Raw genomic sequence first — 25,912 nt, forward strand, 5'->3', positions numbered from 1 at the left:
AATCAATAAATATAACCCTCTAATCAACAATTCTATGAGACATACTTGTCCCAAAGTAACGCTCCGACAGAGAGCTATCAGAAACGGGCGTATATCGCTCTATCTCGATTATTATCCAGCCGCGCGCAATCCCGAAACCATGCAAATGAGCCGTCGGGAGTATCTCGGCATCTACATCTACGCCCATCCTAAGAATGAGATGGAGCGAGAGTTTAACATGGATATGTTGAACAAGGCGGAAGCTATTCGATGTATCCGTGTACAGTCGCTTATCAATGAAGAGTTTGGTTTTCTCGATCGAACCAAAATGAAAACCGACTTCCTTGCATACTTCTTGAAAATGTGCCGAAAGAAAGATCAGAAGTGGCGCATCGTCTATCAACATTTCTATAACTACGTGCAGGAACATTGCACCTTTGGAGACATAACGATAGAGCTATGCCAAGGATTTCGAGAGTATCTATTGAATGCCAAGCAACTCAAACGAAAAGGGAAAGTCTCCACAAACTCTGCATCTGGCTACTATTCCACTTTTAGGGGGCTACTGAAGATTGCGTACCGAGATAAGTGGCTAAGGGAGAATATCAATGACTTTTTAGATAAGATAGAGGCTAAGGAGGTCAAGAAAGAGCATTTGACACTTGATGAAGTGAAGATACTTGCTCAGACACCCTGTGAGCATGATGTTCTGAAAAGAGCTTCTCTCTTCTCTTGCCTTACGGGGCTACGCATCAGCGATATTCTTAATCTCCGTTGGGAGGATTTCACTCTTTTTTTTGCCCGAAGGTTTGTAGACGACATCAAGCACGCGCTCGGCACGCTCCATGCGAACGCCCTTAAGAGCAGTCTTTACCTTCACACGAGGCGTATAGATGACTTTCGCCTTGTCCACGAGTTCGATGCCTACTTTCTCGGCACTATCAACACCCGAACCTCTCTTCGCCGTGATGCTGGGGCGGAATGTCCCCATGTCGCCACAATCGACGCTCTTGCCATCTTGGAGCAGGCGAATGAGCACCTTTGAAGCACGGTCAAACACCGCCTTAATGTCAGCCGAAGAGATGGTCGTCTCGTCCGCCATCAGCTCGATGAACTCCTCAAACTTTACATCCGAATGCATGTGGATTGCAGGATACCAAAGCGTCTTGTTGGTCTTGCCGAAGCCTGCTTTTCTTTCGATTGCTTTAATCTTAATCATAATGATCTCAATTAGCTGTTAACTAGTGATTTTCTGTTTTGATTTGAATGCGTTCTTGTCGCTCTCCGAAGGTAGCCATATTTTTGTATATACAAAAAAAAATTTCTGCATATGCAAAAATTTTTTTTCGCATATGCAGAAATAAATTTTCTTATATACGAAAATTTATCGCTGTATATAGGATCTAAAAAAGCGCTCTCATAGAGGAGAACTTTTCAAAGGAAAATACTCCGGTAATTGCTCCGGATCCGTCCTCTTTTATTGATAGAGAAATGATGGAGAAGACCCTAAAGGGGTACGAACTCAATAATCTTTATCTCTTTTTCTGTGGACGTCTCGGAACGGAAAACGCATTACAACTTATGCGACATTACCATGTCGGCACTTCCGGGCATTGGGCAGGAGCAACGGTCTTTTGGCAAATAGACACCCAAGGACAAGTGAGAGCTGGTAAGATTATGCTTTACGATCCCGAAATAGGTAAGAGGATAAAGAAGCCGTTCAATCATATTACGTGGGTACATAGTCTGCTCAATCGCCCGAACTACAACCTGCGTCAATGTCTTTTCGGGGAGCATCTTTTGTCGCAAGAGACTCAAAAACCGGTGGCTTTGGTCGAGAGTGAGAAGACGGCTCTCATTGCCTCGCACTACCTACCCCAATATCTTTGGCCGGCTACCGGAGGAAAACATGGATGTTTCAAAAGTAGCAGCCCACTCCTCTCTTAGGCAGGAACGTTATTCTTTTCCCGGATCTCGGTGCGACTGCATACCGGCAAGAAAAAATGTTGATGATGCAATCCATGGGAACAGAGGTTCAACTCTTCGATTATTTGGAGAGGCATGCTCCTTCCAAAGACCAACATGAAGGGTACGATATAGCCGATTATCTCCTTCAGATCAAAACCAAAGAATCGGTGCTGATCGAGTTGATCCAGCACAATCCGGCCCTCAAACTTTTGGTAGAGAAACTTGAACTTCGAGTGGTCAAAGAGACCAGCTCAACCAAGCCTCCCCTCCGAAAGAGAGGACTTCGTAGATAATGGAAGCAAGTTTGTGTTTTGGGTTACCCCAAACCTCCCCAACGCCCACCTCTCAGGGCGAAACAATCCCGATGGTCTCATCAATAAAACAAAAGAACGGTACAGCAAATGAAGGAAATCCGCCTCCTCTCAGGCATGGCGAATAACATCAACCAGATTGCTCATCGCCTAAATACGTTCGGGGCATCCACTGTACCGACTGAACTAAGAATGTTGAAACTCTTGGTCGATGAACAACTCAAAAACTTGAAAAGATGATAGCCAAGATAATCAAAGGGACATCCTTCTCTGGAGTACTCGCCTATATCCTTGGTAAGCAAGAAGGTAAAGCCCGAATCCTTTATGCCGAGGGCGTGAGAGCCAATGCTCAATTTCTCTGCCTGCGCTACCAAAAGAGGATGGTTTTATCGAAGAATTGAGCGAAGCCATAGAAAAGCTTGGAGAGAACCTATTCGACAGCAATGCGCCTGCCGTAGATGTTGCCGAACTCGTATTCCAACGTAAACTCAGAAATCAAGCTAATAAGAAACTAAAACGTAGAAGATTATGAACGACCAAATCAATGTCCTCCTCGAAGTATTGGAGGAAATCAAGCAACAGAACAGAGAACTCAAAGCGAGTATCTCCAATTTACCACAACCAACAGAGTCGCAAGGCGAAGTCGAGAATAGGAAAAATCTCGCGGGAATCGCCAAGATTTTAGAGGAGCAACTGGAGTTTCATCGTCAATTCAGAGAGGAACTTTGTCAAGTGATTGCTAAACTTGGAGAGCGCATCCACGAAATGAAGTCAGGCATTGCCGAGGTACAGATAAGTCAAGACGAAGCGACCGACAAACTCTTGACAGAACTTCAAATCAAACAAACCACACCTGAAATAAAGCTCTCCAAATACTACCTTTTCGATGTCAAACGCTGGGCAGAATGGCTCATATGGGGAGTGATGGTTGCTGTCCTTGCCTGCGTCATCGGTTGGGCAGCACATCTCTACGGTGTCAATCAAGCCCTTGATAGTCATGCTCTCCGTTATCGTATCCTACGAATGGAGCTCGGCTATACACAGCCAAACATCGCCAGCCTTGATAGCCTTTTCTCCTCCGAAGACTCAGACGACTCTATTCGCAAGCTTCGCTCTCGTGTCACGAACTACGAACTCGCAGTCGAACGCCAAGCCGAACTACACCTCCAGCAGCAACGTCTCTCCCAAGAGCAAGAAGCCCTCACTCAACAACTGAAACACTAAAACAATAAACCGCCTAATAGCATCACAAATGCCATTAGGCGATTACCTTATTTTCATATTTATTGGCGAATGGTTCTAACGACAGTGTCCCCCCGTGTCACAAATGACCAGCTCACCATCAAATGCCAAACCAAGCTGTATCTCCAGCAGCAATATCTCGCCCAAGAGCAAAAAACATCTCACAAATCAAAGATGGTAAAGAATAACCCTACTCATCGGAGCTGGGAGCCATGAGATAAGGATATAAGAGTGTGTCAAAATCATCAATTTGACACACCCTTATAATATCACCTTGGTAATGAAGCGTTCAAGTATTACTTTTTATCCTCATTCTCCATTGGCGTCATCAAGACTTTCAAGGTCTTTGAAGTCGTCGAATACAACCTCAACAAAGTCATCTTCGGATAATAAGAGTTCTTTAGAAGTCCCCGAAAAGTATTCAGAAAACTGTATCTGTTTACCGTGGTTAATCCAGTCCTCTTTATCCTTTTCATCGTCCCACGTTACTTCATCTATGTATCTGCGTGACTTTGTGTATGCAACTAACTCATCTGCACTTTTATTCATTAGTTCACACATCAGCTCTGTAGGTCCCTGATCCGAACAGATAACAACTTCATTGCAACCAAACAGCTTAGCCCGATCGTATATTCTCTTACGGTAATTCCATAACCAATTATCTTCGAGAACCTTTTCACGAATTTTGGTTATCCATGTCCACCATCTTTCAATGACGCATATATCAAGATTTATACATTCTCGAAAGAACTGCATATAGTTACCATCGTCATCATAGTCTAGCTCATATAATGCAAAAGGCCTTTCTAATTCACAAATCAAGAATTCTGCATCCTCATCTGCAAATTGTATGTTTTTAAGATTGTCTACCCCAATTTGATCCAGTATCTGATTTGCTTGGTAATTAAGGACTGTCAATCTGAAAAACTTATCGAAATCATTTACTTTGAAAGTTCCCAGCTCTATACAATCCCAACTATGTGTAGAATAGACAAGATTCTTTTCTGTATCAAATCTATAATCATCTCTGGCAACAAGCCGTATGTTTTGCTTCATTCTTGTTGCAATTTCTTTGGCAGTTGCCATTGGATCATCAATAGGCAGATTGTGCCTTAGGCCTATTTGAACGACATCCCATCCCATAGTTATATTATAGAAAAATGAGTAAAATATTTTCAAGGTGATACAGCAAATGTACGAAATATAAGTAAGGTTATCTTTAAACCTGTTAACCGAGACTTTTAGTCATCTGCTCGATGCAACGCCGTTTTTGGTCAAGGTTGGGATGAACATATAGGTTGAGCGTTGTGCTGATATTGGCATGACCAAGCAAAGCACTCACCGTCTTGTAGTCGCAGCCGCTCTCTATACAGCGAGTGGCGAAGCTATGCCTTAGCCCGTGAAACTTGAGCTGTGGCATATCCAGCTCTTGCATTAAGGCTCTATAATACATTCTATAGGTGCGTGGCTCTGTGGGTTTGCCCTCGTTCGTTAGGACATAATAGTCGGTATTGACGATTTTGCTTAGGGGCTTAATGATGGCTTTGAGATCTCGGCTCAGAGGTATCTCGCGCATTGAGTTGCTTGTTTTGGGGGTACTCTCTACGATCTCGGTGTATCGTGTACCATCGGGGCGTAGCATATAGATACGCTGGAGCGAACGGCTTACTCGAATCACCCCTTCTATCAAATCAATATCCGACCATTTGAGGGCACAAATCTCCCCGATGCGCATTCCTGTGCTGAGACATATCAGAATGCCCAGATTACGAAAAGTAAAATGTTCACGCACATATTGCATAATCTTACGTTGATGTACACGAGGCAAGACTTCAATACGAGGAGCAATACACGCCGTAGGATATTTCAGTTCCATTTCTACATACTGCCAACCATAGTACTTGATGGCATGGCGGAGTATCATTTTGAGAAGGATAATCAAATCTTTCGTTGTCTTAAGGCTTAGTCCCTGTTGTAGCTTTTCTAAGATGAATCCCTGTACCTGCTCTTCTGTCACGGCTCGATGTTCACGAAACATGGGCAGTAGATGTTTCTCGATTTGCAATGCATAGATAGAGTATGTACCTCGCTTTACAAACTGTTCTTTATTCGCCAACCACTCACGAGCCACTTCGGCGAATGTGCTTGCTTTCTGATTCATAATGTCATTTTAAGGATTAATGAAACAAACAATGCCTCAAAATAACCCTTATATATCTAAATCCCTTAGGATTTAATGAATAACAAACAAATTGTCCCCCTTTGCGCTTCCCCCAGTTTAGTGACGATTGGCAAATCGTTCCTTTGAAAGGAATGTGTGAATTATATTCTGGGAACACCCCAGATCGCACGAATGAAGCCTATTTTAATGGAGATATAAACTGGTTCTCTAGTGGAGAATTAAAAGATAGGTATCTCCATATGAGTAATGAAAAAATCTCTCAACAAGCAGTTGAAAGTGTTGGATTAAAGATTTTACCTCCTAATACACTTGTAATCGCTATATATGGGCTAGAGGCTAGCGGTGTTAGAGGTAATTGTGCGATAATAGGAACATCAGGAACAATCAGCCAAGCTTGCATGGCATTTATTCCTAAGGTAGGAGTAATGAATGAATATCTATATTCATGGTATCAGAGGTTTGGGAATTACATTGGGCTTAAGTATGCACAAGGCACTAAACAACAAAATTTAAGTTCAGATATAATCGGCAATCTAAGTGTAGCACATCCTACACTCAAAGAGCAATCTAAGATTGTGTGTTTTTTTCGCTTGATTGACGAACACATAGCCAACCTTAGCGAAACAATTAAGGAGCTTAAGACTCAGAAAGCGGGTCTACTGAATCAGCTATTCAGCCAAAAGCTCCGATTTCCCGACTTCACAGACGAATGGACGCAGACAACACTCGGCGAGATACTTGACTATGAACAACCAACGTTCTATATAGTCAATAATACAGACTACTCAAATGATAGCAGTCTTATTCCCGTCTTAACAGCTAACAAGTCTTTTGTGCTTGGTTATGTAAACGAAGAAAATATATATGATAAAGGAGAATGTATTATCCTCGATGATTTTACTTTAGATATAAAGTTCGTTGATTTCCCATTTAAGATAAAATCATCAGCAATTAAGATATTAACGGCAAAGAAAGGTGTTAATATCAAGATTATATATAACTATCTGTTATTTATGAATCTTAGAGGACAGGAGAAGGATCATAAGCGACATTATATCTCAGAGGTTCAGCCATTATCTATTTCTCTACCCACTCTAGAGGAGCAGAAGAAGATAGCGGACTTTCTGAGTTTGATTGACGAGCGAATAGAGGTAGAAGAGCAACTACTTAAGAAGTACGAAGAGCAAAAGAAGTATTTGCTCCGACAAATGTTCGTCTAGTCAAACACTTAAACACCATGGTTATAGATTTTCGCCCCGAACTAATGCGCAGAAGCGTTTCTTATTGTCTTCGTAGTGATTGCCCAATCGCATCGACTTGCCTCCGTTATCTAGCTTATGCGCACTCTGAGCCTTTTCAGACACACAGCTTTGTAGACCCTCGCACACAGCCCACCGAACAAGGTTGCGCCCAGTATGTAAGCAATGAGATACAGCGTATGGCACGAGGGTTCAAACGTGCCATGGGCTTCGTCCAACATCGTAGCATTGGACAACTGCGAGACCGAATTTGCTACGAATTAGGCTGGGGGCGTAGTCATTTCTATCGCTATGCATCGGGCGAATATCTACTAACGAAAGGGCAACAAGAGCAGGTTATCGAGGTATTTACAGAGTTTGAAGTAGCTCCAAAGGAAGGTGTTTTTGATTCTTATGAAGAGTCTTACGAAGTTTCTTATTAGAGGTTTCTTTCGATTATCCTTACAATATTTCCGTCCCATCGGTTCGGGACTCCATTCTCATAATCGTGGGACTGCGTTCCCATAGAGACGGGAATACAGTCCCACGCCGATGGGATTATTGTTTATTAAGGTATTTGTTAGGGAACTAGACGAACATCTTACGAAGTAGATACTTCTTTTGCTCTTCATACTTCTTAAGTAGTTGCTCTTCTACCTCTATCCGCTCGTCAATCAAACTCAGAAAGTCCGCAATCTTCTTTTGCTCGGCAAGGGAGGGATATTGATTACGCATTCTTTCAAACTCTCTTTTACTTAAAATAGGAACAACTTGTGTAGCTGACAGCCTACTATAGGCTAAAGATTTATTCAAAATCGCATAGTATAGATATTCTGAATTTACTTTAGATTGATTTGGTATAATTGCATTGATTTGTTGATTAGTAGACATTTCTGTGACAGCAACACCAACTTTCCCTATGATACCGATACATGAAACTAGGACGCTACCTAAAGGTAAACTGCGTGTTAAAGAAAAGCCTTTCGAGGAAAGCATCGTCTTCGTTTTTCTTATGTATTTAGTTTGTCCCAAGTCCGAGGGAGATGCCCATAAATAATCAGAGGCATCATAATTGCAACTATCTGAAGTGGGTGGTGTAGATCCTGTAACAACTTGCCCAAAGTCTGATACAAAACATTGCGTCCAGTCGTCGTTGAAGTCGGGAAAGCGGAGCTTTTGGCTGAATAGCTGATTCAGTAGACCCGCTTTCTGAGTCTTTAGCTCCTTAATTGTTTCGCTAAGGTTGGCTATGTGTTCGTCAATCAAGCTCAGAAAGTCCGCTATCTTCTTTTGCTCGGTGAGGGAGGGAGCACAACTTTCTAATGCTCCAAAAGTGGATTTTGATATAATGGGGACTGCTTGGACTGCGACAGATGTGAGATATTGAGGGAATCTGCTATCAATCGCATAATAAACAAACTCAGGAGAATACTTCTCACACACGACAATTGAGTTTATTTGTTGATTTGTAGCCATTACCGTTTTAGACATAGCCATTTTACCAATTGTCGATCCTATACAAACTACTAAGACTGTGTAGGGCGGAAGCTTTCTCGTAGAATTGAATCCCTTTAACGATAGTGTTGTCTTAGTTGCTTCGATGAACTTGGATTCATTTATATCGGCTGGAGAAGCCCAAAGGAATCCATTCTCTTGATAATTCTCAGGGTCTGATGTTGAAGGAGTCGAGCCTGTAACTATATCTCCATAATCAGAAATACAGCACTGCGTCCAGTCGTCGTTGAAGTCGGGGAAGCGCAAAGGGGGACAATTAGGGATTTTATTAATCGTTGCCATCGTCTACTGTCTTTTATAGCCTTCGTAATAGTAGGACTGCTCAATACCTTTGAATATCATCTCTCTATCATCTACCTTATCAGTGAGTGCTGGCTGTAGGAGTACTCTCAGCTCTAAGTCATTGATTGGGCTACGCTCCATAGCTTGTAGGTAGAGATCCTTATCTACCTGAGACCAATCAACTACTCGTCCAAGTCTATGCTTGAGGATCATATCCAGCCAAATGCGTGTAGCTCGCCCATTCGCCTCCATAAAGGGATGTGCGATATTCATCTCGACATATTTGGCAATAATCTGCTCAAATGTTTGCTCGGGCATCTGCTCGATAACTGGCAGAATAGCCTCGAGGTACATACAATTAGCAAATCGAAAACCTCCTTTGGCGATATTGAGTGTACGCAGTTTGCCTGCCAAGTCGTATAGCCCAGCGAATAGAGCGTGGTGTATCTGAGAAAGTCCCCGAAAGGTACCGACCTCGATTCGCTCGATTGCTCCCGAACGGAATAGTTCAAAGGCTCGCTCAAGGCTCAGGGCATCTATTTGGTTCGTCGTCATAGTCTTTTACTGGATTAGTCCGAGTTCACGCAGATATACATTGATTTGGCTATCGAGCTCTGCACGGCGAGCCTCTAAGGTCTTAATCTCGGACATGACGGCTTGTATGTCAATCTCTTCTTCTTCCTCAAAAGTATCGACATAGCGAGGTATATTGAGGTTGTAGTCATTTGCACGGATTTCGTCCAAGGTTACAGCATGGCTATAACGCTCTATTTCAGTTCGGGTGCGGTAGGTTTCAACTATTTTGGCGATGTGTTCGGGAGCAAGTTTGTTCTGTGCCTTGACCTTGTCAAACTCTCGGCTTGCATCAATGAATAAAATAGCATCGTTCTCCTGACGACACTTGCGCATGACAAGAATGCAAGTCGGGATACCTGTTCCGTAGAAAAGGTTTGCAGGTAAGCCAATGACAGCATCAATCCAGTTTCGTGTCTCGATGAGATACTTACGAATAACGCCCTCGGCAGCACCACGGAATAGCACGCCGTGCGGAGCTACGCACGCCATAGTACCTCCATCATTGAGGTGATGGAGCATGTGTAGAATGAAGGCATAATCAGCCTTGGACGATGGTGCAAGTTTGCCAGCCTTATTAAATCGCTCGTCCTTGAGAAACAAGCTATCAGCCGACCACTTAGCCGAAAAAGGAGGATTCGCTACGATGGCATCGAACTGCTCCTCTCCAAAAAGGTCGTCCTCTAGCGTATCGCCCTGCATAATCGAGAAGCGATTAAAACGAACATTATGCAGGAGCATATTCATTCGGGCGAGGTTGTAGGTCTTGGGGTTCTTCTCTTGCCCATAGATACGCACATCACCGATACCAGCGAGCTTGGCTACCTGTAGGAGTAGTGAGCCAGAACCACAAGTAGGGTCGTAAACATGTTTGAGGTGTGGGCTATGTACAGTTACTATTTGCGCCAAGATATTCGACACCTCTTGGGGCGTGTAGAATTCGCCTGCTTTCTTCCCTGCTCCTGCGGCAAACTCGCCAATCATATACTCGTAGGCATCGCCGAGGACATCAATCTCTGCGTCCTCGATGCGGAAATCAATATCTCGAAGAGCAAGGAGAAGCTTAGAGATAAGTCTATTCTTCTCGTCTACGGTCTTTCCGAGGTTCTGCGAGGTTAGGTCTACATCATCGAAGAGATTCTGAAAGTCATCTTTGCTCTCCGCACCTAGTGTAGAGTCTTCAATATGGTCGAACGCACGGCCTAAGTCCTCAATGATAAATTCGCCCCGACCAGCTCGCTCGGCAATAGAGGAGAATAGGAATTGAGGCTCTATGAAGTAGCCAATCTGGGTAATAGCTTCTTCTTTCAATCCAGCCTTTAGATCCTCTTGGTTCGAGTTCCAAGCCTCGGCAAAAGTGATATTATCTTCTGATAGTTCGCCAGCCAAAAAGAGTTCGATACGCTCAGAGAGATATTTGTAGAAGATAAGCCCTAGAGAGTAATTCATAAACTGGGCAGCATCCATACTGCCTCTCATATCATTTGCCATTGCCCAGAGCTGAGCCTTGAGTATGCGCTTCTGTTCTTCGCTCATTGTCTTATATCGGTGTTACTTTAGGTTGAATAGGGAGATAATATCTTTTAGGCGTGAGAGAATCCTATTCTTCTTCTCCCTACGCTCCATAAATCTTACTTTTAGCTCTGCAACAGCTTGAGTAATCAACTCGTCTTGCAGTATGTCTAGATAATCATACTTCTCTATAAAAGTATCGAGTAGCTCACTACTAACAGACTCCTCCTCAGCTAAGCTATGCACAGCCTCTGTACGCTTGCGCAGAAAAAACGCATCTAAGTCCTCTCCTATCTGCGAGGGGTCGAAGTCATCAGAGGAGTCGATAGTGGAAGCAATAAACTCGTCTATAAGCTCTCGCTTGGGGCGTAGTACAGGGTCTTGCTCTACAACCTCCAAGATGGCACGACGCTTCTCTGGGTAACTGTCCTCCTGTGGTCTTAGCGTCCTCAAGAGCTCGATGATGTAATGGACATTGATCAGGTCTCGGCGTAGGAGCTCCAGCTCAAAGTCTACATCGCCAAGGACACTCGTCGGGGTATCAGTAGGCGTGTGCGGCACTATCGAATTGGCTAAATCGAGATAAACGCTCTTGCAGTCCGCTACTCGTTGAGGGCTGAGCGGAAGCTCTTCCTCCTGATGCTCATTGTAAGCCTGCATCTGAGTAAGCAAGCGGAGCAAACGGCGAAACATCATGACAAAAAGATGCTTCTCCTCTTCGTCTCGGAAGTCGCTTATAGAGCGAATATGCCCAAATCTATCGGTAAAAGCCTTAGCCTGCTCCTCAAACTCCTCTAGCAAGACCGTGTAAGGCTTCATCTTGACATACTCCAGAGCATTCTCATCGCTATACATCAGGATAGCTTCGTCGACCTCTTCCGCCAAATTGCGGAAGCAAACGATTTTGCCGAACTTCTTCTTCTCATTCAGTATTCGATTGGTACGAGAGAAGGCTTGGATTAGACCATGATACTTGAGGTTCTTATCAACATAGAGAGTGTTGAGAGTCTTGGCATCAAAGCCCGTGAGGAACATATCAGACACGATAAGTAGATCAATCTGCCGAGAGCGCACTCGCTCGGCTACATCGTCGTAGTATTCGGCAAAGGTATCGATAGCGAAGTTCGTCCCAAACATTCTGTTATAGTCCTGCATGATATGCTCCAGCTTGTCGCGCGTGGTCTCACTATCCGCAAAACCTTTATCCTGCCCAGTGTACTCGTCCTCTGTGTCGGGATTGGCAACATAGGTGAAGATGGTCGCAATCTTGAGCTTCGTCCCGAGTCGCTTGAAGGTGTCATAATACTTCAATAGTAGGGGAATGCCTCCTGTGGCAAGCATTGCGTTGAAGTCCTTGCCATAGGTGCTAGTATTGTAATTGTCTATGATGAACTGTGCATTCTTTTCTACTCTGGTATCAGACTCCAAAAGCTCACGAGTGTCTATGCGCCTTATCTCTGAGCCGTCCTCAGTCTTGCGCGTCCAAGAGCCATAATACTCCACCAAGAAGCCGAGTACATTCTCGTCTGCAATAGCATCTTTAATCATGTAGGTATGCAGACGCTTGCCGAAGATATCCGCCGTAGTGCGCTTGTCATTGGCATTCTGAGAGAAAATAGGTGTGCCCGTGAATCCGAAGTAACGCACACGAGAGAAAAAGCCCGTAATGTTGCGGTGCATGTCGCCAAACTGTGAGCGATGGCATTCGTCGAAGATGAGAATGATATTCTTGTCCTTGACACTCTCCAGCTCCTTGCGGTGCCTATCTGTACAGACTGCTTTGTTGAGCTTCTGAATGGTAGTAATGATGCGCTTATTAGTAGAGGTTGTCAGCTCTTTGACCAGCGTGCGCGTATCCTCTATATCCTTGACGCAGTCTGGACTAAAGGCATTGTACTCTTTCTTGGTCTGTGCATCCAGGTCGTGGCGGTCTACTACGAAGAGTACCTTATCTACCTCGGCAAGCTCTGCGATAAGCTCTGCCGCCTTAAATGAAGTCAGAGTCTTGCCCGAACCAGTCGTGTGCCAGATATATCCATTGTGGTTGGTATTCTCTACTTGCGAGAGAATCTCCTCTACGGCATAATATTGATAGGGGCGAAGCACCATAAGCACCTCATCACTCTGATGTAGGACTATGTATTTGGCGAGAATCTTACCTAGTACACATCGCTCTAGAAAGTGATGTGCAAAGTGATCTAATCGGTCGGTATGCACATTAGCCCTGTCCGACCATTGAAAAGTAAACTTGAAGCCCTTATTCGGATTATTCGCAAAATAGCGCGTATGCACGCCATTGCTAATAACAAAAATCTGAATGTAAGAGAAAAGCCCCGTAAAAGCAGATTTGTGATAGCGTTGAACCTGATTATAAGCCTCTTTGAGCTCTACACCTCGTCGCTTGAGCTCTATCTGTACGAGGGGCAAGCCATTGACCAAAATCGTCACATCATAGCGGCTGTGTGTCTTGCCGAGGTCGGTGATTTGGTTCGCTACTTGGAACTCATTCTTACACCAATCTCGCTTATTCAGAAATTCAATATACTTGATCGTGCCGTCCTCTCTCAGAAGCTCGTACTTGTCGCGTAGCTTCTTGGCTTTCTCAAATGTACTGCCACCCTCTAGATGGATCATGATGCGATTAAACTCTGCATCGGAGAGCTCTACATTGTTGTGCCTGGAGAGTTGCTCACGAAAATTTGTGTGCAACGCCTCTAAATCAGGAATAACTACTCTCTGATAGTTCATCTTCTCTAGGGTCTCTAAGAGCCCCTTCTCTAATGCAGTTTCGGACTGTACGAGGTTAGCCATATGTTTAAGCTTAGTAATAGGAGTTTAAATACGCACTAAGTTACTCTCATGTGCAAAAGTAATGCGATTGGGGATAATCTTAAATTTGAGTGAGCTTGAGATGAATAAGCTCGATGTATTGCCTCTGCATATCCTCAGGGAGGAAGCTCTGGCGGATGCAGGCTTTCCATTCGGGGAGGATACGTTGGAAGCGAGCGAAAATATTGTCACACACTTTATCATCCAGTCCAGAGGCTGTCATCGCTTCGAGGAAGTGTTGGCGAGTGAGTTTGCGCTTTTTGCCACAGAGGGTCAGTGCCAATTCTTCTGTATCCTCAGGAATAACAAGTGCCGTAGACAGCAGGTCATAGGCTGGAGTAAGTTGATATTCGTTCCCCTCTGGAGCATAGAGCGAGTAATTCTTGAGGTGCATATCGGCATTACCTATCAGCCACGAAAAGAGTACCCGCTCCCAGTACTTGACAAGATCAAGTTTCGGCACAGAGCTATACTTGGAGATCAGCTTGGCTATCTGCTCGTGTGAGCCTTTGTATTTATACTCCGTTAAACGCTCTGACAACTGACACATATCTTCCATTGGGAGCTTTTCCCCTTGCCCTGTTCGGTCTATGCGACGAGTGATGTAGCATAGTTCGCCATCGCTGAATCGCATCAGTCCATGAGGAACTGTCTCTATCTTGGCAATCTCAGAAAGGTGCATCGATACATCCTCCAGCTCGGGGAGATGCGGATAATGCTCTGTTTGAGGTTTAAGAATAAATCGCCCCCATAAGCCCACAATGGTAAATCGCTTGGGGAAATGGCTCATCTGATCAAAATCAAGAGATAGCTTGGGTTGTACTCCTGTAATTGTGGTTTGTGAACGAACAACCTCGTCTGCCAATGCTCGTACCTCACTACTTGTATAAGGCAATATCGGCGCTTGGTTTGTCCCAAACAATTTACGACAACACTTTGCATGGTAATCCACCTCTCCATCAACCAAAGGTTCGTAGCAGTATAGGCATTTATTCTTCATCTTCAGCCGTATTTAGAGGTTCAACACTTACCGCCCCAATGCAGTCTCGGCAACAAGCCAACAGTAAAGCCATTCGATCTCTTGCTTCTATTTTCCAATTCTTTTGGGCTATGTCTAAAAGCCATCCCTCTGGGATAAGTCCGTCAAAGAATGGATGAAGAGTATTACTTTGGAAAGGCTCTTCTCGCAAAGGCATTGTTAGGCTTATGCCTTGAGCTTCGGGCATAGTCAGATAGTCCTTGTCGTAAGCAAAGGAATAGCCCTCATCACTTTCTGTGAGAATCCCAGCCTTAAATGTCTTCCAGTAAACAATAGCCTGTTTCATACTTCATCTCCTTCTCGTTTTATCGGCACGGGGCCACACTCTGAGCCGAAGAGTTCGAATACTTTGTTGACTTTATCAAGGCGAAGTGTGGTCTTGCCTTGCTCCAGTTCACGAATGAAACGTAGTCCTACTCCTGCTTTCTCTGATAAGTCTACCTGCGTCAGTTTATATTTCTTGCGCATCTCTTTCACGTACTGCGCTATGATTGTCCTCGCTTGCATCATTTATATCAATTACTTGAAGTCCCATACTCTGAATATGTACCCAAAATGCCGTTTTCGGGTACACGTCCCAAGGATATGTACCCATTTTGCCTCTTTGGGGTACATATTTCGAAAATGTGTACCCGAAAAAGGCTTTTCAGGTACACATCATAAAGGTGATTGATTATCTGTCACCGATTCTATCGTTTCATCTTGTCGTGGTAATGCAGAACCCTGATTAAGAAACAAGCCCATAAGAGCATGATTAATGTAATAATTTTCTCTTCCAATCTTTACAACAATTAAAACTCTCTCTTCGACCATCATATTCAAATACTTAGTAGCCGTTTTACGCTGAACCATCAAGTCCCTCTGCATAAACTCGATTTTAGTATAAGGATGATAAAATAGATTGTTGAGCAACTCGTGTTTATAGTTCTTGCCAAATAGTGGACGCAGAATCTGCTTATACTCCTGCATTAGTTTAGAGATACCCTGCACCAATCGAATGGTGTCGCGAGCCGTTTGTTCGACTCCTTTAAGAATGAAAAGGATCCATTCTTCCCACTCCAACGAGTTATCTTCGCCCTTATCCCTAATAGCTTGAATCAAGGAGTAATACTGCGATTTATTTTGAGTAATATACCTGCTCAGGTAGAGAATTGGCAAGTCAAGCAAGTCATTTATCACCAAATAGAGCACGTTGATAATACGCCCCGTTCGTCCATTACCATCATAGAAGGGGTGTATACTCTCAAACTGATGATGTATAATCGCCATCTTGATTAGAGGATCGACTTCGCACATCTCAGGATTATTGATAAAAGCCTCAAGGTTTGCCATATACCTCTCTATATCATCTATATTTTGAGGTGGAGTGTAAACGGTTTCTCCCTGACTATTCTTTAGCATTGTCCCTGCTTGTGAACGAAAACCTGCTCTATTTCCCTCAAGGTGCATTTGAATATCCTTTATTCTGCTGTTGGTTAATAGAGCATCTTTTCTAACCAATTCAAATCCTCGCTGTAAAGCTTCTCGATACCTAAGGACCTCTTTGGTAGCCGCTGTTATAAGTTGCTTCTCTATATTTATCTCAGCTTTGTAGAGATCATCTTGCGTTGTGACGATATTCTCTATTTCGGAACTATCCTTTGCCTCTTGAAGGGTCAAGGTGCTAATCAGTATCGCTTCGTTAGGAATTGTTGCTGCTATCCCCTTTAATTCCGCCAAAGCTCGATTGGCCTTGTTCACCTGTCGTAATATCTCTTTGCTCTCTACATCAAAGGTGAGAGGCAATGTAGGTATGTTATAGCTTTTGCCCATATTCATTTACTTACTTGTGATTTGGCATTCGAATTCTTCTGAAAAAGTATTATATACCTTATCAGTGGCAAATATATGGAATATAAATCTATTATGCCCCTTTTCGGGGATATTATTTCAGAGAAATGAGGAATTATATCCAATGGGGAGGATTATAATATTTTCCCTGCATCATTTTGCTTTGATATGCTCCAAAATAGGTACTTTTGCAGTGAGCAAGCGTGCTGAGCACAAATGGGAGGTGTTGTAATCTATTGATTTACAGAACACAAAACCCAAAAGGAGATTGAAAGACAGAGAACTAAGCTATGCGGCACAAGTATGTAAACCCTTATAAAACAGTGAGATAAAACTGTTTTTCCATTTATTTGAGGGGTGTTTGTGCCGATTAAAAAGCTAATCGCCTAATTGACAGAGAGGTAAATATATTGCATCGGCAAGTAACGTTTTTGAGTTACCACAGAGGGAAAGTTCGTGGAAGATATTTTCCTACATCAATGGAGCATCCGGCGTAGAATCCAAATCTTGTGTATGTTGCATACAGGTTTAGGTGCTTGAGGTCTATGATCATCATCGCTCCGAAGTCGAAGTCTCTCTTTCTCTCAGAAAGATTAGTGCCATATTTTCGGAATGAGGCGTAGCCGATTAGCGGAGCAATTCGGAATCTGTCGTGTATAGGGATCTGATAACCGGCGTGAAGAAGTGTTCCTTTAGTCTTGATCTTTTCTCCTAAGCGAGAGGGGTGTTGCTCTCTGGGCAGCCCGATCATGTAACTGATCAATCCACCACAAAGATTGATGTTTAGGGCAACACCGAGATTAGGTGCCATCTCTTTTTGCATTTTCAGTGTGCCAAAGCCGATGCCAATGAAAGATTCGTGATACACGTCTTCAAAGTTGAAGAATGGGCTTGTCTGCGCCTTTAGTCGGCACGATATAGGGAGGAGGATGAGAAGGAGTATGAGCTTCGCTTTCATTGTTGTGAAGAGTTGTGAGATCTTGCTGTGAGTTCCAAGATACGAATTTTATCAACCCGATACCGTCTATATCCCTTGATATGTGCCATAGGACTTGGAAAGGTTTACTCTTGTTTTCTGCCTGAACCATATTTGGATTCAAACTCTTCTATTATCTTTTGGTGTCTTTGGGGCAGGTAGGAGAATGCTGTTACGTACAAGTCATAAGGGGTGCCATAAAGAGATTCTGCAATAGAGTCGCAAATACAGCCGATGGTATCGGAATCTCCTCCTATGGATATGGCATTTCGGATGGCATCTTCAAAGTCTTCTGCTTCAAGTGCACATATTATGGCTTGAGGTACGCTATTTTAGCGTGTGCCACCATTGCCTTTGTTGTCAATACCGTACCAAGAATAACGCTTGTTCAGTTCTGATACAGACATGAATAGGTTGTAGTTGAAGTTGGATTCTATTGCTCTTTTTATCTCATTTTTATTTCTTCCCTTACGTGCCATGTAGATAGCCAAGGCAACAGCTTGAGCACCTTTGATACCTTCCTTGTGGTTGTGTGTACATTCGACAGACAGCTTAGCAAGAGTTAATACTTCCTCTTCTGTTTCCGCCACCCATCCTACCGGACCTACACGCATGGCACTTCCATTGCCACAGCTGCCATAAGGTTTCATCTCTCCTTCTTTGGCTCTATCTACTCACTTGGCAAACATTGCTCCGTAGTTGCCCATGGGAAGAGGTTCGGTTAGAGCATATTTTAGATAGTAGTGCAATACTTCCTCCGTTCAGAAGCCAATCGGCAGTAGTAATGGTTAGGATGGAGTCGTCCGTATAAGATATTTTATTTGAGAATAGAGGAAGATCCTTTGTCCAAATATTATCAAATTCGTAGATGCTTTCTAGTATATCGCCGATTATTGAGCCTAACAAGGTTAAATCATTTTCTTTTGATTATAGTCTTCAGTCATTAAGTTAGATCAGCAGAAGATCTAAAATGTATATGCAATGCCTATGTTCTTTTAGATGTTTTTAGATTAATTCTATGATGTTTTTTGAGAAGCATTCTTAATTCTTGAAGTTCTTCGGATGTTAATAATGGATCTTTGAAGGTAATAAACTCATTTCTTGAACTTATTATTTCTAATAGTTTTTCTATTATTACATAGTAATTGGGGTGTTCGGATAAGATGTTTTTTATCTCCCTTCTCATTCCATTTTTGGTATTTCCCTGTTTAAAAATTATTTTTTCTTGAATACTCTTACCTCCATCTATGTTGCTGAAAAATATGCTACAAAATCTATATATGAGTTGATCAGTTGGATATCTTGAATACAGATACAATAATGCTCTTAGATGAAAGAACAATGTGAATCTCAATGTAAAGGCGTTTAACTCTGTTGTTTCAAAATAATTTACTACATCTTTTATGTCTTTAAGTGAAGAGGAGTTCTTTTTAAAGAGACTGTCGATTACTTCCATTACAGTTATTATGTCTCTATTTTTGATCAAGTCAATGATGTTATAAATAAAAATAGAGGGCTTTGAATGCATTTCGTAGTATTTTCTGAAGACCTTTTTACTTTTTAAAAATTTAGGACTTTCTTCATCTTCGATAGAGTTTATACTAGAATCTGGAGGGAATAATAGTTTTATAATATCGAGAAAAATCCCGTCATAATCACTTTTAATTTTGTATTCTTCATATCCTTCTATTACAATTTTTTCTGTGCGATCTCGATATATATTGCTATGTATTTCCGAATTCTTGTATTTGATTAGAGATATTAGTAAAAAATCTCTGGTGTAGATCTCTTTATCCACAAGAAAATAGTCTGTTACTAAAAGATTTACGTATCTTTTGATATCTCTCATATTGTTAAGATACTTAGAGAATAAAGAACTGTTCTGCCGTATTATCCCATTATTTTCATCCAAAGAGAGTTTGTCTATTACGAGTTTTTCTAAATGATCCATAAGGACTCTCGAAGAGATAGTAGGTATAGGATATTCAAGATCAAAAAACTTATCTGAAAAGATGGGAGAGTCTGTATGAAAAGTTTTTTTACTATGGAATAAATATTTTAAGTACTCTTTGTCATAAGCTGTTATGTATATCGTATTGGGGAAAGATGCGCTTGTGTCTAAGAGTTTGAATATTTCCAGAATCTCCTCACGGACTAATCGATCAAGATCTTCTATTACGATTACAACTCTAAAGGGTAAATCCTTAATAGTAGCGTTCAACTCTTTTCGTATCTCTTTTCTTTCTAATTCTCTAAATGCAGATAGTGATCTGGATAGCCATCCATCGGGAGATATTAGTTGTAGAGCCAACATGTATTTTTGAAATAGGGAAGAGAGTCCGGAGTGATACTGTTTGAGTTGTTCGGACAGGGTATGGAAGAAAAGTTCTTGGATAGATAGGCATTCTTTTGCATTTCGAGGATTAAAGTCTATTACGATGTAGTCTTTTGTCTTTAACTCTTTCTTTAGTAAGTTAAGATATGAGCTTTTCCCCGCTCCCCAAGGAGCTACTATCCCAATTTTGAAAGCACACTCCGATAGAGAAAGAGCATCCATCTCTTTTATGAGTTTTTGTGTATCCTCTCTCCAATAATAAACATCTTCTTCATCCTCTTTTATTGGTTCATCTATCTGCCATAAAGAGATTGTTTTATTTTCTAACTTATTGGCATGTTTTTTTGCTTGTATCCTAATTCGATTTACTAATAGAAGGCTAAAGAATAGTAGTAAAACAATAAAAATCAGATTAAAATAAGTGAGAAAACCAAGGAATATTTGTGGATTGTACTGTGTGCTTGGAGTAATATGGTATCTAAGTAGCACTACAAGGCAGAATATTAAAAGTGTCCATATTGTTGGAGTTATTTGGTAGCACTTCTTATACCATTGGTAAAAAGGCAGAGAGAGACCTAACAGCCCAAATCCAATGACCAGTTTAATGCTCCAGTGGCCCGGTAGATGTAGCCAACCTCCAATGTAGTTGTCAAATAAAGAGAGCCATTTCTCTTCAAATCCAAGCCAGATAGCAATTAAGAGAAAAAAGAAGAAAATGGTTTTGAAGTATGTATATGGACATTCACATATATCTTTTTTTAGACACTCCCATGTAAGCCTAAGACATTCCTGTGTCCTTTTAAGACATTTTCCTATGCCTTGAAGCGGAGTCTTATTCTCATGATCTGTCATAGCTTTATTTCTTATTGATATTTTGCAGGTATAGTACGTATGCAAATATATGTATTATATATTTAATATTCTTGTTGCTTGTCTTGCTATTCTTTAAGGTCGTGCCGTTTGTTAGCTATTATCCTTATATTTGCGTGATGATACGATCTGTTTATCCTCTAACAGCTAAACTTTTAGAAGCAGATTTACGTGTAAGAAATATAGACAACCTAACACATCTTTTACATGAAGAAGATTTTTTTTGCTGCAAGCATTGTTCTTGCAGTTGTATTGGGGAGTGCATGCTCTCAAAAGACAATCTCCGATAAGTATTTCATAAAGGGTACTATACCCGATGTGGCAGAAGCCAACGGGAAGTATATCTATATGTACGATACTCAAAACAGAATATTGGATAGTGCCAAGATAGAAAACAATTCGTTCAGATTTGAAGGAGAGGTAATTGACAGTATTTCCATTGTTAATATAGAACAAGATCATGGTGGCTTTTTTGCTCCAGCGATATTGGAATCAGGAGAGATCTCGTTGAATCTTGCAGATGTTTCCGGTCGAGGGACACCACTTAACGAGGCTCTTTTTGAGTATTTGTCTAATCTTGAAGAGCTTCAGATTAAGACCATGAAGTATATCGACTCTTTTGACCATGACTCTATCTTTATCGGCAAGAATATTGATAGCCTGCAAGAGGCAAGCATTGTGGCTTATCAGGATGAGGTCATGGATTACTCCGTAAAGATGTTTAAAGAGCATCCTAACGATCCTGTCGGAGCTTATATTTGGAGCCATTGTTCAAGTTTAATCATTGAAAAACCGGAACTAGCCAATAGGTTCATTCCTTTTGCCGGAGATTACGTTAAGAACTATCCGATAGTTAAGGCTCAGATAGAACTGATAGAGAATACAGAAAAAACGAAAGAAGGAAATCTGTTTACCGACTTTTCCGGAAAAGATGCAGATGGGGTATCCAAGATGTTTAGCGAATATGTAGGCAAGGGGCACTATGTTTTAGTGGATTTTTGGGCTTCATGGTGTGCGCCGTGTAGACAGGAAATGCCGAGAATGATGGGGGTCTACAAGAAGTATAAACCTCTTGGACTTGAAATCCTCGGAGTAGTTGTGTGGGACAAGGTAGAGGATCACAAGATCGCTGTAAGAGATATGGAGATCCCTTGGTCACAGATGCTTAGCGAAGAAGCTCCAACTCTTTATGGTGTTCAGGGTATTCCTTATATCATGCTTATAGATCCACAAGGCAAGATTGTAAAGCGCGGACTTCGCGGACAAGCCATTGAGGTGGCTTTGGAAGAGGCTCTGAAGGCAAACGGAGGTAAGCTGTAATAGCTCTTTGATGGTATGCTTCAAACGGATTGGACCGGATGTAGTAGTGAAAACATTGTGATGACGCCAGTCTTGGATAAGGATGAAATGATGTGATTATGACTTTCAAATAGAAGCATACTTCTTATATAAGAAAGGGCTTAAATATAATATCGCTCAAGTGAATTTATTTTCTCTTGAGCGATGTTGTTTTCAGCCCTTTTTAGAAGAGCATTTTTATATATTCCATCCCGGAAAATACTCACTTTTTTATCCTCTCTCTATTTGCTTCGGAGGGGGTGTTTTCAGAGCATGACCAAGTTGTTAAAATCTCCCCGTTTTATTGACAAAAATTCCGATACCTGTTCACTCAAAACGCTAAACGAGCATATTCTTTCGGCTTAACGTGTTTAATTTTTCAATGAACACGTTTAGCGATTTCATTAAACACGTTTACCGGATTCGATTAACGTGTTTAGAATTTTTACTTATGGTGTTGATAATTAGTGATTTGAGGTTTTCACCCTCTTTTTTGCCCATTTTAGACGCAAAAGTGTATTAGGTTTTGTTTACACATGGGCGTATTGAATTTTACACCAATTAACGCAAAAACAGCCCCTAAATCCGACCGAGAGGAGAAAAGTTCTCGAATACGATATTTTTATATATTGCTGTTTATGAGTGATTTATGGCTTATTGTTCACTTCTGATCTGTAACAAGGTGTGGAGAGATTCGCATTTTTCGGAGCTTTTTCTGACTTCATTTTTATATAAAAACTCCCTTGAAAAGTCTGCTCAATCAGCCCCCAAAAAAGGAGAATAAATACTATTAAGATTGCTATGGAGATATACTATTTTTATTCCCTATGGCAGGGATTTATCCTGTGCCTATTTATAAATCTGTTCTTTCCGTTTTTCTCTTCCTGTTTCTCTTTTCCTATCTCAGAGATATGTGCCCGCTCATCCCGGAGGAAGAAGTCTTGATCTGTTTTTGTGTTTTTGGGGAAAGACTTTTTCATTGGTAAGGGGATTTGTCTCATGCTTTTTTCTGTTGTCCGATGCGTAAAGGGGATAGTTATATGTAGGTATTTTAGGTCGGATTTTACCTATATGTTGTGATTTTTGACCATGTGAACTCTTTCTAAATTCGCCCTGATGAAAAGTATGTATCTGCTATGGGCTTTTATTCTCGCTTCTGTTGTATGGTGTGGCGTGAGTGTTGCTGCTGAACAAAAAGAGGTAGCAAAGCCTTCCCATATCTTTAAGGCGATCGTCTTGGATGCCGAAACGAAGGCAGCTTTGTCCATGGCAAGAGTGGAGGTTGAGGAGTTGGAGCTGCGTTTAAGAACGGGCTCGGACGGGCGGTTTCAGATACGTCTGTTCCAGCCAAATAAGAGATACACGCTTCGGATATCCTATTTGGGATACAAGTCTCACGAGTCTGTGGTTACGCTTGCCGGTGACAAAGAGGTTGCCTTTATGCTTCATCCCTCCTCTTATGCTCTGGAGGGCGTTCAGGTACAGGGTAGAAGATCCACCAAACAGACAGGGCATACCAAAATCAGCAAAACGGCTCTCGACTATCTGCAGCCGACCGGACTGCAAGATGCTCTCCTTCTCACTCCGGGAGGTCTCGTGCGTAATCCGGGACTTAGGGGCGTTCAGCAGATTCAGATGAGAGAGACAAGAAACTCCGTAAATAGTGCTTTGGGAACGGCTATCGTGTTGGACGATGCTCCTATATCCAATGATGCCAACCTGCAAGGGATGGGAAATCATAATCAAGCCCTGTCCGAAAAAAGTACCATGAACAGAGGGATAGACCTCCGAGAGATATCCATAGACCATATAGAGAGTATAGAAGTGATACAGGGAATCCCCTCCGTGAGGTATGGAAACCTCACCAGCGGAGTGGTTGTCCTGAATACGAAAGTAGGACGAAGCCCTTGGGAGATCAGAGCTCAAGCCGATCCCTATACCAAACTCTTCTCTTTGGGCAAAGGGTATAACCTGAACAGGGAACACAACTTCTACGGAGGAGTGGACTACGCAAACTCTTTGGGCAATATCGTCAGTCCCATATCGGGCTATCGCCGTATAACGGCACTTCTTAAACATTCATACTCCGGACGAGGAGAGTGGAAGCCTAATACCTCTTTGTCTTTTGCTTATACGGGTACATTGGATCAGAAGAAGTTTGATCCGGAGATCATGACTTCTCGTGAGATTTATCGTAACACTTACGACCGGTTCGCACTGAACGGACGCTTCTCTCTTCATCCTCAGACAGATCTTATAGAGCAGATAGAAGGTACTTTGTCTCTTTCTTATACTCACGATTTAGTAGATCAGGAGAGATACATATCGCCTCAAAGCACACTTGTACAGCCTATACTGAAAGAGACCGGAGAGGGTGAAGGGGCTTATCTTCCGCCGACATATTTCTCTGTATTCAAGACAGATGGCAGACCGTTCGAGCTTTTCTCTCAGGTAAGATCCACTCATCGTTTTATGCGTGAGCAGTGGAGTGGTACTCTGATGCTGGGTGCGGAGCTGCGTGTCGAGAAAAACTTCGGCTTGGGAGCAGTCTACGATCCTCTTTTGCCTCCTAATCCCGGTTCTTCTTTATCTTCTCGTCCCATTGCATATAGGGATATTCCTGCAAGGGTTCCCCTTGCTCTTTTTGCCGAGCAGACGCTTAGGCACTATTTCGGAAACGGGTGGAAAGGAGAGGTTCGTGCAGGATTAAGAGCCACTCAAGAGCTAGCTCTCCGGAATACAGACCGCTATCTTTCCGAACGATTTCTGATAGAGCCGAGAGCGCAGATATCCGTTACAGCTCCGGAGATTAAGATTGCAGGCTCGAGCTTTAGAAGCAGTATCTTCGGAGGATATGGGCGTCATTTGAAGATGCCAACCTTAGGATACCTCTATCCGGAAAGGGCATACATGGATTTTGTAGAGGCCAACTACTACCACAAGAAACCGGAAAACAGACTCTTATGGGTGCGTACCTATGTGGTGGATCGTGTCAACAGATCGCTTCGCCCGAATAGAGAGGATAAGTTTGAACTTGGTGTGAATATGACTTGGAAAGAGGCAGAGTTGAGCATCAATCTGTTCAGACATCTTACTACTGCCGGATTTGAAAATCGCACACAACTTGCCTATACGCCATACAACAGATACACCTATGACGGTGTAGTGGGAGAGGGAAAGCCCACACTGGATCTTTTCAACAAGGAGAGAATAGATATGACTTCCGGATATTCTACTCCCGACAACAGCATCAAAGTGCTCAAAAGGGGAGTGGAGTACCTGCTTCGTTTTCCCAGAATAGAGAGTATTAAGACCAACATCACGGTACAAGGTTCATGGTATAAGACTCTCTATGGTAATAGTCTGCCTACCGCTTACAGACCTTCGGAAATATTCAATGGAAGGAGCTACCCTTACGTAGGATTCTATGAAGGGAGAAATGATACGGATACCGAGAGACTTCATACTCTTGTACGTACAGATACTCACATCCCTTACCTTAAGATGATATTCTCTTGCAATATTCAGACGATTTGGTTTACTGCTCGACAAGATTTGCCTTATGGCGGAATGCCGGTATATTGGGTAGATGAGTATGGAAAACAACATGAGGGAAGTACGCTCGATAAAAACGCTCCGTTGCAGAAGCGACTCTTTATCCCGGTACCGAACCATCTGTTTGAACGCTGGACAGAACCTCTCTCTGCTTCTCTTAATCTGAAAATGACGAAAGAGATAGGAATGAGATTGAAGGTCTCTTTCTATGTAAACAATCTGATCACTTACGATCCGATATACGAGTCTAACCTTAAAACAACACACCAGGCATGGCGTACTCCATTCTTTGGAAGCGAGATCCGGCTACGTCTATAAATGAACTACTAATCTTTTAA

The 25,912-nt window shown here is 42.3% G+C and carries 22 protein-coding genes and 2 pseudogenes; 10 read left to right on the forward strand and 14 right to left on the reverse strand.

Annotation, left to right across the window (positions count from 1 at the left end):
* Positions 1-34: 34 nt before the first annotated feature.
* Positions 35-772 (forward strand): annotated as a pseudogene (locus JT26_RS10490) (phage integrase SAM-like domain-containing protein); the annotation flags it as partial.
* Here JT26_RS10490 and JT26_RS08355 read toward each other — a convergent pair.
* Positions 725-1,198: an HU family DNA-binding protein gene (locus JT26_RS08355; protein WP_052110478.1), complete on the reverse strand. Its 474-nt coding sequence runs from the start codon at positions 1,196-1,198 to the stop codon at positions 725-727. The pseudogene JT26_RS10490 and the gene JT26_RS08355 overlap by 48 nt on opposite strands.
* Positions 1,199-1,470: 272 nt before the next feature.
* Here JT26_RS08355 and JT26_RS11030 point away from each other — a divergent pair, with 272 nt between their 5' ends.
* The 5 genes from JT26_RS11030 to JT26_RS08370 all read left to right on the forward strand — a co-directional run bounded on the left by JT26_RS11030 (position 1,471) and on the right by JT26_RS08370 (position 3,482).
* On the forward strand, positions 1,471-1,926 hold the full coding sequence (locus tag JT26_RS11030; protein ID WP_235300055.1) for a DUF6371 domain-containing protein: 456 nt from the start codon (positions 1,471-1,473) through the stop codon (positions 1,924-1,926).
* Positions 1,927-1,988: 62 nt separating this feature from the next.
* Positions 1,989-2,240, forward strand: coding sequence for a hypothetical protein (locus JT26_RS11035; RefSeq protein WP_235300056.1), 252 nt, complete (start codon positions 1,989-1,991; stop codon positions 2,238-2,240).
* 135 nt (positions 2,241-2,375) lie between these two features.
* Positions 2,376-2,498 (forward strand): plasmid mobilization relaxosome protein MobC, encoded by a 123-nt coding sequence (gene mobC / locus JT26_RS08365; protein WP_235300065.1) that lies wholly within the window; start codon positions 2,376-2,378, stop codon positions 2,496-2,498.
* Positions 2,495-2,659 carry a hypothetical protein gene (locus JT26_RS10850; protein ID WP_160217651.1) on the forward strand — a complete coding sequence of 55 codons (165 nt, stop codon included), beginning with the start codon at positions 2,495-2,497 and terminating at the stop codon, positions 2,657-2,659. Before mobC ends, JT26_RS10850 begins: the two co-directional genes overlap by 4 nt.
* Positions 2,660-2,786: 127 nt before the next feature.
* Entirely contained in the window at positions 2,787-3,482 is a 696-nt protein-coding gene (locus JT26_RS08370) for a hypothetical protein (RefSeq protein ID WP_036848773.1), read from the forward strand.
* A gap of 327 nt (positions 3,483-3,809) precedes the next feature.
* Here JT26_RS08370 and JT26_RS08375 read toward each other — a convergent pair whose 3' ends face one another.
* Together JT26_RS08375 and xerC are read right to left on the reverse strand one after the other, a co-directional pair.
* Positions 3,810-4,643 (reverse strand): hypothetical protein, encoded by an 834-nt coding sequence (locus tag JT26_RS08375; RefSeq protein ID WP_036848776.1) that lies wholly within the window; start codon positions 4,641-4,643, stop codon positions 3,810-3,812.
* 85 nt (positions 4,644-4,728) lie between these two features.
* Positions 4,729-5,661 carry a tyrosine recombinase XerC gene (xerC, locus tag JT26_RS08380; protein WP_036848779.1) on the reverse strand — a complete coding sequence of 311 codons (933 nt, stop codon included), beginning with the start codon at positions 5,659-5,661 and terminating at the stop codon, positions 4,729-4,731.
* 101 nt (positions 5,662-5,762) lie between these two features.
* Here xerC and JT26_RS10495 point away from each other — a divergent pair, with 101 nt between their 5' ends.
* The gene (locus JT26_RS10495) at positions 5,763-6,902 is read left to right on the forward strand and encodes a restriction endonuclease subunit S (protein WP_081966424.1); all 1,140 of its coding nucleotides are present in this window, start codon (positions 5,763-5,765) and stop codon (positions 6,900-6,902) included.
* 44 nt (positions 6,903-6,946) lie between these two features.
* Positions 6,947-7,363: a DUF6078 family protein gene (locus JT26_RS11040; RefSeq protein ID WP_235300066.1), complete on the forward strand. Its 417-nt coding sequence runs from the start codon at positions 6,947-6,949 to the stop codon at positions 7,361-7,363.
* 145 nt (positions 7,364-7,508) lie between these two features.
* On the opposite strand, the gene JT26_RS08395 is transcribed toward JT26_RS11040, so the two are convergent.
* The 11 genes and pseudogenes from JT26_RS08395 to JT26_RS08450 form a co-directional block, all read right to left on the reverse strand.
* The gene (locus tag JT26_RS08395) at positions 7,509-8,717 is read right to left on the reverse strand and encodes a restriction endonuclease subunit S (protein WP_036848785.1); all 1,209 of its coding nucleotides are present in this window, start codon (positions 8,715-8,717) and stop codon (positions 7,509-7,511) included.
* Positions 8,718-8,720: 3 nt separating this feature from the next.
* Positions 8,721-9,272 carry a protein adenylyltransferase Fic gene (gene fic, locus JT26_RS08400; RefSeq protein WP_036848788.1) on the reverse strand — a complete coding sequence of 184 codons (552 nt, stop codon included), beginning with the start codon at positions 9,270-9,272 and terminating at the stop codon, positions 8,721-8,723.
* A 6-nt stretch (positions 9,273-9,278) separates the two neighbouring features.
* A complete protein-coding gene (locus JT26_RS08405) occupies positions 9,279-10,826 on the reverse strand; it encodes a type I restriction-modification system subunit M (protein ID WP_036792041.1) in 1,548 nt (515 codons plus the stop codon).
* Positions 10,827-10,841: 15 nt separating this feature from the next.
* Positions 10,842-13,613, reverse strand: coding sequence for a type I restriction endonuclease subunit R (locus JT26_RS08410; protein ID WP_036848790.1), 2,772 nt, complete (start codon positions 13,611-13,613; stop codon positions 10,842-10,844).
* Between the two features lie 79 nt (positions 13,614-13,692).
* Positions 13,693-14,631, reverse strand: coding sequence for a HipA domain-containing protein (locus tag JT26_RS08415; RefSeq protein WP_036848791.1), 939 nt, complete (start codon positions 14,629-14,631; stop codon positions 13,693-13,695).
* The gene (locus JT26_RS08420) at positions 14,621-14,956 is read right to left on the reverse strand and encodes a HipA N-terminal domain-containing protein (protein WP_036848792.1); all 336 of its coding nucleotides are present in this window, start codon (positions 14,954-14,956) and stop codon (positions 14,621-14,623) included. The genes JT26_RS08415 and JT26_RS08420 overlap by 11 nt, the downstream gene beginning before the upstream one ends.
* Positions 14,953-15,177 carry a helix-turn-helix transcriptional regulator gene (locus tag JT26_RS08425; RefSeq protein WP_036792834.1) on the reverse strand — a complete coding sequence of 75 codons (225 nt, stop codon included), beginning with the start codon at positions 15,175-15,177 and terminating at the stop codon, positions 14,953-14,955. Before JT26_RS08425 ends, JT26_RS08420 begins: the two co-directional genes overlap by 4 nt.
* Positions 15,178-15,327: 150 nt before the next feature.
* Positions 15,328-16,488 carry a Fic family protein gene (locus JT26_RS08430; protein ID WP_036848794.1) on the reverse strand — a complete coding sequence of 387 codons (1,161 nt, stop codon included), beginning with the start codon at positions 16,486-16,488 and terminating at the stop codon, positions 15,328-15,330.
* A 448-nt stretch (positions 16,489-16,936) separates the two neighbouring features.
* Entirely contained in the window at positions 16,937-17,458 is a 522-nt protein-coding gene (locus JT26_RS08435; RefSeq protein WP_152567015.1) for a hypothetical protein, read from the reverse strand.
* A 104-nt stretch (positions 17,459-17,562) separates the two neighbouring features.
* Positions 17,563-18,126: pseudogene (locus tag JT26_RS11110) on the reverse strand (ADP-ribosylglycohydrolase family protein).
* A gap of 335 nt (positions 18,127-18,461) precedes the next feature.
* Positions 18,462-20,663: a P-loop NTPase fold protein gene (locus tag JT26_RS08450; protein ID WP_036848802.1), complete on the reverse strand. Its 2,202-nt coding sequence runs from the start codon at positions 20,661-20,663 to the stop codon at positions 18,462-18,464.
* 225 nt (positions 20,664-20,888) lie between these two features.
* Here JT26_RS08450 and JT26_RS08455 point away from each other — a divergent pair, with 225 nt between their 5' ends.
* Both JT26_RS08455 and JT26_RS08460 read left to right on the forward strand, forming a co-directional pair.
* The gene (locus tag JT26_RS08455) at positions 20,889-22,001 is read left to right on the forward strand and encodes a TlpA disulfide reductase family protein (protein WP_036848805.1); all 1,113 of its coding nucleotides are present in this window, start codon (positions 20,889-20,891) and stop codon (positions 21,999-22,001) included.
* Positions 22,002-23,135: 1,134 nt separating this feature from the next.
* Complete coding sequence (locus JT26_RS08460; RefSeq protein WP_081966425.1) at positions 23,136-25,892, forward strand: carboxypeptidase-like regulatory domain-containing protein; 2,757 nt, start codon at positions 23,136-23,138, stop codon at positions 25,890-25,892.
* Positions 25,893-25,912: the final 20 nt, after the last annotated feature.

Source organism: Porphyromonas sp. COT-108 OH1349, assembly GCF_000768755.1.
Lineage (GTDB): Bacteria > Bacteroidota > Bacteroidia > Bacteroidales > Porphyromonadaceae > Porphyromonas_A > Porphyromonas_A canoris.